Below are 8,659 nucleotides of genomic sequence, written 5' to 3'. Positions count from 1 at the left end.
CCAAGCTCGCCGGCGGTGTCCACCGTCTCGACGGCCAGCTCATGGTCGTCCTCGACGTCGACCGCGTCCTCGAGCTCAAAACCGAAGTGCAAATGGCTGCGTGAGCCCCGAAAACATCGAAGCCGGAGAACCAAGATGAAGACGTGTTTGGTGGTCGATGATTCCAGCGTCGTGCGCAAAATCGCACGCCGGATCCTGGAAGGCCTGGAATTCGAAGTCACGGAGGCCGAGGACGGCTCCAAGGCGCTCGAGGTCTGTCAGCACAAGCTGCCCGACGCGGTGCTGCTGGACTGGAATATGCCGGTGATGGACGGCTTCGAGTTCATGGGCCACATGCGCCGCCTGCCGGGCGGCGACCAGCCCAAGGTCGTGTTCTGCACCACTGAAAACAACGTGGCTCATATCGCTCAGGCGCTCAGCGGCGGCGCCAACGAGTACATCATGAAGCCCTTCGACAAGGACATCATCGCCGACAAATTTGCTGAAGTCGGCTTGATCCCGGTCGGACAAGCCATGGTCTGAGTGTCTGGCGGAGTGTTCCGGCCAGAGTGTTCCCAGTACAGCTTCCGAGAGGCCCATCCGTGACCCCGACCGAATATGAGTATCTGCGTAAGTTCCTGAGGGATCATTCCGGGCTCGATCTGTCCGCAGACAAGCAATATCTGATTGAAAGCCGGCTGTTGCCGCTGGCGCGCAAGGCTGGGATCTCCGGTATCGGCGAGCTCGTGCAGAAGCTGCAAGGCGCTGGCTCGGGCGCGCTCGTCACCAGCGTGGTCGAGGCGATGACCACCAACGAGACCTTCTTCTTTCGCGACAAGGTCCCGTTCGATCATTTCCGAGACACCATCATGCCGGAGATCATCAAGGCCCGCGCCGGCCGCCGCAGCGTGCGCATCTGGTGCGCCGCCGGCTCGACCGGGCAGGAGCCCTATTCGCTGGCGATGAGCCTGAAGGAGATGGGTGCGGCCCTGACCGGCTGGCGCGTCGAGATCATCGCCACCGACCTGTCGCAGGAGGTGCTCGAGAAGGCCAAGGCCGGCATCTACAGCCAGTTCGAAGTGCAGCGCGGCCTGCCGATCCAGATGCTGATGAAATATTTCAAGCAGACCGGCGAGACCTGGCAGATCAATCCCGAGCTGCGGGCGATGATCCAGCACCGGCAGCTCAATCTGCTGCACGATTTCGCTCAGCTCGGCACCTTCGACGTCATCTTCTGCCGCAACGTGCTGATCTATTTCGACCAGGACACGAAGATCAACATCTTCAACCGCCTGGCTCGCCAGATCGAGGGAGACGGTTTCCTGGTGCTGGGCGCGGCCGAAACGGTGGTCGGACTGACCGACACGTTCAGGCCGATTCCGGAGCGGCGCGGTCTCTACAAGCCGAACGACCCGCGTGCCGCGGCCGCCAAGCCGGCTCTTGCCGGCGCCGCGCCGCGCGTAGCGGTCATGGCAGGACGATAGGCATGGCCGAGGATGGCAAGGGCGCGGAACGCGTGACGTTCAGTCGCGGCTATGATGTCTGCATCATGGCCATCGACGGCACTTGGCGCCGCGACTGCAAGCTCAACGCGATCTCCGACACCGACGCCATCCTGACGGTGGAAGGCTCGATTCAGGGCCTGAACCTCAAAGAGTTCTTCCTGCTGCTGTCGTCCACCGGCCTCGCCTACCGCCGCTGCGAACTGGTGCGCGTCAACGGCGTCGAAATGGACATCCAATTCCTGCGTGGCAAGAACCGGAAGAAGCGCGGCGCGGCCGGTGGCCGTGACGAGGCGGCGTGATCTTCACGTGCGTCTCGTCGCCGTTTTCCGCGATGTTGGTTCACATTTGCTGAAACATCCGACTGAATTTGCCGTCGCGGCTTTACGTCGCCTAAGCGCGAACCGTGTATCCATTGCCGGTCTCAATCTCAGGATACCGTAATGCCCAGAAGCTCTTTCTCACCTCTCCCGTCAAACCTGCCCCACAGCGCCGAGCGACGCGCGCTTCAGCTTCTGGTGGTCGACGACGACGCCACGCAGCGCAGCCTGATCACGGTCGCGGCCAAGCAGGCCGGCCACGAAGTCACCGTGGCGCCGTCCGTGGCCGAAGCGATCGAAAAACTCCGCACTGCGCGCTTCGATTGCGTGACACTTGATCTCGTGCTGGAGGATGGCGACGGCATCGACGTGCTGGGCGAAATGGCCAAGGCGAAATTTGGCGGTGCCGTGATCGTCGTCAGCGGCATGGACGGCAAGCGCCGCAGCGCCGCCCGCAGCTTCGCCCGTTCCGTCGGGATCGAGCTCCAGAGCCTGCCCAAGCCGCTGGATCTGGCCGCTTTGCGCATCAGCCTCGCCAATCTCGGCAAGACCGCGATGGGCCTGCCGGCGATCCACACCTGGGGTGGCGTCGCCACCGACGCGATCGTGGAGCGGCACCGCGCCTGAGCCTCGGCCCGTCATGCGATGAAACAATGCGGTCGCCGCGTCGCAGCGATCGCGATCTACACCGTGCGGCCGGCTTCCCACAGGCATCCCAGGGCGTGGCCAAGGCCGGCCCGGCTGGCGTCGAGAGCGGCGATCGCCGTGGCATACCGGAGTGTGACATCGTCGAGTACGAAGACCTCGGCGGAACCTTCCGGACCGCTCGCGTGTTCTTGATCCATGGCTGTGGCAGTCCGGCCCATGCTGGTCTCGATCTGCGAGATCAGCTTGCGAAGGTCAGCTGCAATCAGCTCACGGCTATCGACTTCGGGCATTGCGACGAGAGGCGGCGTAGCGGCCAAATTTAGCATGGATATTCTCCGTCCTCCGCAATTAGGCGCCCTGCCGCTACTTGTGCGTTAAGTCCATGTCCCGTACAAATACGGTGGGCCGAATCCGCGCCGAACGCCATAACGGTTGGGGCGGACGCGAATCCTTCATGCCAACCGGATGTGTGGCACATGGCCGAACAAAGCTCTCGCGGTGAAATCTTCGTGGTCGACGACGACGCTGCCGTTCGCGACACCTTGTCGATGGTGTTGAAGGCGGCGGGCTATGAGGTGATCTGTTTTGCGGACGGCGCAGCATTGCTCTCCGTCGCGCGAAACCGCACACCTGCAGCGGTCCTGCTCGACGTGCACATTCCCGGCAAGTCGGGCCTCGACATTCTCAATGAGCTGCACGGCGAGGACTATCCGGCACCGATCTTCATGATCTCCGGACAGGGCGATATCGCGATGGCGGTAGGGGCCATCAAGAGCGGCGCGCTCGACTTCATCGAGAAGCCGTTCCGCGGCAGCGAGATCGTCGGCCGGCTGGACGAGGCGATCGGTGCTTATGCACGCAGGCAGTCGGAGAACGCGGCGCCGAAGTTCGGCTCGCTGCATTTCCCCGGGCGCGAGCCGTTGACGCGCAGGGAGCGCGAGGTGCTCGAGCAGTTTGCCGCCGGCGCCTCCAACAAGGAGGCCGGCCGCACGCTCGGCATCAGCCCGCGCACCATCGAGGACCACCGCGCCAACATCATGAAGAAGCTCGGTGCGCGCAATGCCGCCGATCTGATCCGGATCGTAATGACCGCGGCGCAGCGCGCGTCGTAAATTCCGTGGGTGACATTTCGTAGCCCGGATGAGCGAAGCGACATCCGGGACTTGGCTCGTAGTGTTCCCGGGTATCGCTTCCCTCACCCGGGCTACGGGTTCTCACCCAGCCCGACGCACCATCAACTGCTCAGCGCCTTGCGGATGGTCCGTGCCAGATCCGATTTACGATAGGGCTTCGCCAGCAGCAGAACGCCCGAATCCAGCCGGCCGTGATGGATGATCGCGTTCTCGGTATAGCCGGACGTGTAGAGCACCTTGAGATCTGGACGCGTTCTCTGCAGTTCGTCGGCGAGCTGCCGTCCGTTCATCTTGCCGGGCATGATGACGTCGGTGAACAGGAGGTCGAACGGTTTTCCGGCGGCGACGATGGCGAGCGCCTCCGCGGCGTTCGCAGCCTGCAAGGTGACGTAACCGAGCGAATGCAGCTGCGCCAGCACGTAGTCGCGCACCAGCCGGTCGTCCTCGACCACCAGGATCGTCTCGTGTCCGCCCTCGATGGTCGCCGGCGTCACGCCCTCGCCGACCACCGTCGGCGTCTTGCCGGGCGGCAGGTACATCTTGATCGTGGTGCCGTGGCCTTCCTCGCTGTAGATCTTGATATGGCCCGCGGACTGCTTGATGAAGCCGTAGACCATCGAAAGCCCGAGTCCGGTGCCCTTGCCCGGTCCCTTCGAGGTGAAGAAGGGGTCGAACACCCTGGCCAACATGTTGGCGGGAATTCCGCTGCCGGTGTCGCTCACGGCGATCAGCACGTAGTGTCCCGGCGGGACGTCGTTGACGCTGGCATAGGCCTCGTCGAGATAGGCCGCGCCCGTCTCCACGATCAGCTTGCCGCCGCCGGGCATGGCGTCGCGGGCATTGAGCGCGAGGTTGAGGATCGCGGTGGTGAGCTGGCTTGGATCGACGGTCGCGACGCAGTTCTCGTCCTCGAACACCGATTCGATATGGATCTGCTCGCCCAGCGTCGGCCGCAACAATTTCGCTGTGTCGATGATCAGCGCGTTGACGTCGATTTCGCGCGGCTGGAGCGGCTGCTTGCGCGCAAACGCCAGCAGGTGCTGAGTCAGCTCGGCGCCACGCCCGGCGGCCTCGTCGATCATCTTCGTGATCGCCGCGAGCTCCGGCTCCCCGGCCACCGCGTCGGCCAGGATCTCGATCGTTCCGGTGATGACGGTGAGGATGTTGTTGAAGTCGTGCGCCACGCCGCCGGTGAGCTGGCCGACCGCCTCCATCTTCTCGGCATGGCGGATGCGCTCGTCGGCCGTGATCTTGTCGGTCAGGTCGCGGTAGAACGAATTGAAGAGGATACCTTCGCGTCGCCGGAGCGCCGTGACGCTGAGCTCGGCCTTGAATTCCTTGCCGTCACGCCGCCGCACCAAAACTTCGCGCCGTGGATTAGCCAGCGATGGGTCGGATTCGAGAAAGAGCTTCAGTCTGGCCGTGACGCTTTCGCGCTCACTGGGGGCGACAAAAAGTTCAATCGCATTCTTGCCGATCGCTTCCTCACGCGTCCATCCGAAGAGCTTCTCGGCCTGCGAGTTCCAGCTCAGGATGGCACCGGTGTGGTCTGTCTGGGTGAAAGCGTCGAGCGAGGTCTCGATGATGTTGCGTGCAAGCTGCTCGCTCTCCCGCAAGGACTCCTGTGCAAGCCTCGCCTCCGTCATGTCGCGCCCGACGAAGAAGAAGCGCTTGGCCTGGGCGGACCAGCTGCCGAGCCAGGACAGCCAGACCTCGTGGCCATTCTTGTGGAAGCAGCGGGTGTCGGCGAGCCTCGGACGTTCGCCGCGCCGCAGCGCGCGCATCTCGTCGCGGGACCGGTCGAGATGGCTCGGATGAATGAAATCGGCGCCGCTGCGGCCGATCATCTGCTCCGGCCGGTAGCCGAGAATGGCCTCGCTGCTCGGACTGATCTGCGCGATGTGGCCGCGCGCGTCCATCACCATGATCAGATCCTGCGAGGTGTCGAAGAGCTGTCGCCGTTCCTCCAGCTGCTGCTGCAACGCCCGCTCTGCCCGCCGCGCGTCGGTCAGGCTGCGCGCGGTGCCGGAGGCGCCGATGATCTCGCCCGATGGGCCCCTGATCGGCGACAGGCTGAGTGAGATCTCGACCGGCGTGCCATCCTTGCGCAGGCGCACCGTCTCGAAGCGTTCGATCGGTTCACCTCCGGCGATCCGCCGTAAATAGTCCTTGCCTTGCTCGCGTCGGTCGGGTGGGACGATGATCGCGGTGGATTTCCCAATCGCCTCATTCGCCGAGTAGCCGTAGAGGCGCTCGGCGGCGGCATTCCAGCCGGTGATGATGGCGTCGAGCGATTGCATCACGATCGCGTCGTCGGAGGATTCGACGGCGGCGCTGAACAAGCGCTCGCGCGCTTCATGATGGCTTCGCGCGGCCTCGGTGCGGCGATGCTCCTCGATCTCGCGTTCAAGAGCGGCCGTCTTCGCTCTCGTTTCCTCGACCATTTGGGCGAATGCCCGCGCCAGCACGCCTGTCTCTCCGCTCGCATCGACGGGAATGTCGGCGCGCCGTCCGCTGCCGATCGCTTCCACCGCCGCAGTCAGACGCCCGATCGGCCGCGTCAATGAGCGCGCCAGCAGCACCGCAAGCAAAGCTGCGGCAAGGACAGCAAGCAGACCGACCAGCGAGGAGGTTTTTTGAATGGCCGCCGGAACGCGGCTGAACACCGACGGTGGGGCCGTCTCGATGATAGCCAACCACTCCTTGCCGGCCAGCAACGCCGGTGCGATCGCCGCTCCGCTCGGCCGGCCCGCTTGGTCGCTCGCAAGCTGCGTGGAACCTTGCGGCAGGCCGGCCCGGGCTGCAAAGAAAGGAAAGTCACGACGCCAATCGTTGCCGTTGCCATGCAATGCACCGAATTCCCGCGTGCGATCGGGATGGACGAGATAGTCGCCACGCGAGTTCACGACATAGATCTCTCCCCCTGCGCTCGCGGTCGAGCGGATGCGGTCGAGCGCGGGACGCATGTCGATATTGGCGATGACGATACCGAACGGCTTGCTGTCAGGCGTGAACAGCGGCGTCGCGACGCGCATCGTGAGAATGTGAGGGTCCGTGGTTCCTCCCTGCCGGGTGGCGAGATCGACGGGCGAAACATAGATGTCGCCCGGCGCCAATCGAATCGTCTCCTGGAAGTAGGTTCGGTCGCTCTTGCGTTCCAGTTCGCCGTTGGGGACAATCCGTGCTGCTCCGTTCGGGCCGGCGCGATCGACGCGGACCAGTTCGCGCTGGTCGTCGTCAAGGCCGATGATTCGAAATTGCCCGTAGCTCGGCTTCGCGTCGATCTCGGCTGCGAACCGCGTGGCGATGCGCTCGCGCCAGGTTTGCTCCGAAACGCCGTCGACAGCATCGATGCCCCCACCGACATGGGCGCGGATCAGGCCATTGATGGCAGCGGCGGAGCGATAACCGAGCAGATCGCCACGAGCGCCGGCCACATAAGATTCAAGATGGGTGGCCAGCAGGCTCGACTGGGCTTCGATCCGTTCCAGGACCCGCGGAATCACGGCCTGGGTGATGTTGCGATAGCCGAGCCAGCCGACCGCGGCCACGGTGACCGCCACCAGCAGGATCATCGCGATGGCGAGCCGCGTAGCGAGGGTCATGGCGAAATTTGCACCGCTTCCTGAATGGCCGCGCCCGTGCTCGGTTGGAACAGAATGAAGGTTCTTGTCATCGGCGGCCGGTGCTGACATCCGGATTCCTCGCCGACGCCGTCCGCGCCGCGTCCAGGCAGCCGGCGACGGCGGCGAGCAGCGCGTCGGCCCGGAACGGCTTCTGCAAGCTCGCCACCGCGCCGAGCTTGGTCGCCATCTTGAGAAAGTCCGGCTCCGCATGGGCATCCGGCGCGGACGAACGGCCGGAAATGACGACGATCGGAATCGCCGGCTGCAGCGCCCGGACGTGGCGCATCGTCTCCAGGCCGTCCATGCCGGGCATGAAGATGTCGAGAAACAGAAGGTCGAACTGGCCGGCTTCGAACAGCGCAAGTCCCTTGCGGCCGTCTCCGGCGACGGTGACATGATGACCGGCCCTCTCCAGGAGCAGCCGGATTGTCATCTGCACGGCCGGGTCGTCATCCACGATCAGGATGTTGGCCACGTCTGGTATCCTCCGGGCTGGATGGGTTTTCCCAGCGACCGCAAATCAAACCATCAATTCTGAAATTGTTGCGCGGATTGCATCCGGCCTGCAAGCACTTCGCCATCGATCCGACGATTGCTCGCAAAAGGCGAACTCGGTTGCGCCAAACTTATGCACGGTGACGTGCACAAGCGCTCGCGACAACCGCACGCCATAGGGTCTAGTCGGTCAAATATTCCGGATAGTGGCTTCGGATCGTGTCGAGCTCGCTCAACGTGCCCGACAGGTGCTTGCGCAGATGCTGTTGCGCAGCATCGGCGTCGCCGGCCTCGATCGCGCGCGTGATCAGCTTGTGGTGGCGGACGATGTTCTGGGCCTTGCCGGGTGAGGGCAGATGCAGCCGGCGCAGCCGGTCGATATGTCCGCTGCGGCTGCGCACCAGCGTCCAGAGCTCCTGCTTGCCGGCCGCGGCATAAAGCAGCGCATGAAAATCATTGTCGCCCGCAATGAAGCTCTGGAAGTCTCCGGCCTTGGCGAATTGCTGCTGCAGCGCGATCGTGTGGTCGAGGCGTATGACCAGGGCTTCGCCGTGCTGCTGCGCGAGCAGGCGGACGATTTCGAGCTCCAGCGCCTGGCGCAGGAAATGGGCCTGCTCGGCCCGACCGACGTCGACCCGGCTGACGACGGTGGCGTGCTGCGGAAACACGTCGACCAGCCCTTCTTCCTCCAGCCGCATCAAGGCGTCGCGGATCGGCGTCGAGCTGACGCCGAATTGTGCGGCGAGATCCGTGCGCGACAGCGGCGAGCCCGGCGGCAGTTCGAGCGCAAGAATGGCGTTGCGCAGCCGCTCGAAGACTTGCGGTGCGGCCTGCCGGGCCCGGTCGAGCCGCGCGCCGGGGCGGGCGGGGGGGCGGGGGGGGGGGGGGGGGGGGTTGGTTGGGGGGGGGGGGGGGGGCGCGGGGGGGTTTTAAAAAAAAAAAAAAATAATAAATAA

At 64.3% G+C, this 8,659-nt stretch carries 8 protein-coding genes and 2 pseudogenes; 6 read left to right on the top strand and 4 right to left on the bottom strand.

All coding sequences use genetic code 11. The features are described from left to right. The 5 genes and pseudogenes from AC0L30_RS25930 to AC0L30_RS25910 all read left to right on the top strand — a co-directional run. Nucleotides 1-104 (top strand): annotated as a pseudogene (locus AC0L30_RS25930) (chemotaxis protein CheW); the annotation flags it as partial. 31 nt (nt 105-135) lie between these two features. Then, nucleotides 136-522 (top strand): response regulator, encoded by a 387-nt coding sequence (locus tag AC0L30_RS25925; RefSeq protein ID WP_007598955.1) that lies wholly within the window; start codon nt 136-138, stop codon nt 520-522. 59 nt (nt 523-581) lie between these two features. Further along, the gene (locus AC0L30_RS25920; RefSeq protein ID WP_275174421.1) at nt 582-1,463 is read left to right on the top strand and encodes a CheR family methyltransferase; all 882 of its coding nucleotides are present in this window, start codon (nt 582-584) and stop codon (nt 1,461-1,463) included. Nucleotides 1,464-1,465: 2 nt separating this feature from the next. Next, the gene (locus tag AC0L30_RS25915) at nt 1,466-1,783 is read left to right on the top strand and encodes a hypothetical protein (RefSeq protein WP_007598957.1); all 318 of its coding nucleotides are present in this window, start codon (nt 1,466-1,468) and stop codon (nt 1,781-1,783) included. Between the two features lie 141 nt (nt 1,784-1,924). Beyond that, the gene (locus AC0L30_RS25910; protein WP_007598958.1) at nt 1,925-2,428 is read left to right on the top strand and encodes a response regulator; all 504 of its coding nucleotides are present in this window, start codon (nt 1,925-1,927) and stop codon (nt 2,426-2,428) included. A gap of 56 nt (nt 2,429-2,484) precedes the next feature. Here the strand turns inward: AC0L30_RS25910 and AC0L30_RS25905 are convergent, their stop codons facing one another. After that, nucleotides 2,485-2,775: a hypothetical protein gene (locus AC0L30_RS25905; RefSeq protein WP_473405559.1), complete on the bottom strand. Its 291-nt coding sequence runs from the start codon at nt 2,773-2,775 to the stop codon at nt 2,485-2,487. A gap of 150 nt (nt 2,776-2,925) precedes the next feature. Between AC0L30_RS25905 and AC0L30_RS25900 the strand changes: the two genes are divergently transcribed. Continuing rightward, the gene (locus AC0L30_RS25900; protein WP_007598960.1) at nt 2,926-3,561 is read left to right on the top strand and encodes a response regulator transcription factor; all 636 of its coding nucleotides are present in this window, start codon (nt 2,926-2,928) and stop codon (nt 3,559-3,561) included. Nucleotides 3,562-3,683: 122 nt separating this feature from the next. Here the strand turns inward: AC0L30_RS25900 and AC0L30_RS25895 are convergent, their stop codons facing one another. The 3 genes and pseudogenes from AC0L30_RS25895 to AC0L30_RS25885 all read right to left on the bottom strand — a co-directional run. Then, nucleotides 3,684-7,277, bottom strand: coding sequence for a PAS domain S-box protein (locus AC0L30_RS25895; RefSeq protein WP_473405558.1), 3,594 nt, complete (start codon nt 7,275-7,277; stop codon nt 3,684-3,686). Continuing rightward, nucleotides 7,255-7,683: a response regulator gene (locus tag AC0L30_RS25890; RefSeq protein WP_007598964.1), complete on the bottom strand. Its 429-nt coding sequence runs from the start codon at nt 7,681-7,683 to the stop codon at nt 7,255-7,257. Before AC0L30_RS25890 ends, AC0L30_RS25895 begins: the two co-directional genes overlap by 23 nt. A gap of 202 nt (nt 7,684-7,885) precedes the next feature. Next, a pseudogene (locus AC0L30_RS25885) lies at nt 7,886-8,587 on the bottom strand (GntR family transcriptional regulator); the annotation flags it as partial. Between the last annotated feature and the right edge of the window lie 72 nt (nt 8,588-8,659).

The organism is Bradyrhizobium sp. MI1.11 (genome assembly GCF_055811255.1).
Note: the sequence above shows the minus strand (reverse complement) of the source record. Positions and strands in the feature narration are given on the sequence as shown.

Bases quoted from the DNA above. Each gene is read 5' to 3' on its own strand.
- AC0L30_RS25915 (WP_007598957.1), top strand. From the start codon at position 1,466: ATGGCCGAGGATGGCAAGGGCGCGGAACGCGTGACGTTCAGTCGCGGC.
- AC0L30_RS25925 (WP_007598955.1), top strand. From the start codon at position 136: ATGAAGACGTGTTTGGTGGTCGATGATTCCAGCGTCGTGCGCAAAATC.
- AC0L30_RS25910 (WP_007598958.1), top strand. From the start codon at position 1,925: ATGCCCAGAAGCTCTTTCTCACCTCTCCCGTCAAACCTGCCCCACAGC.
- AC0L30_RS25895 (WP_473405558.1), bottom strand. From the start codon at position 7,277: ATGTCAGCACCGGCCGCCGATGACAAGAACCTTCATTCTGTTCCAACC.
- AC0L30_RS25905 (WP_473405559.1), bottom strand. From the start codon at position 2,775: ATGCTAAATTTGGCCGCTACGCCGCCTCTCGTCGCAATGCCCGAAGTC.
- AC0L30_RS25900 (WP_007598960.1), top strand. From the start codon at position 2,926: ATGGCCGAACAAAGCTCTCGCGGTGAAATCTTCGTGGTCGACGACGAC.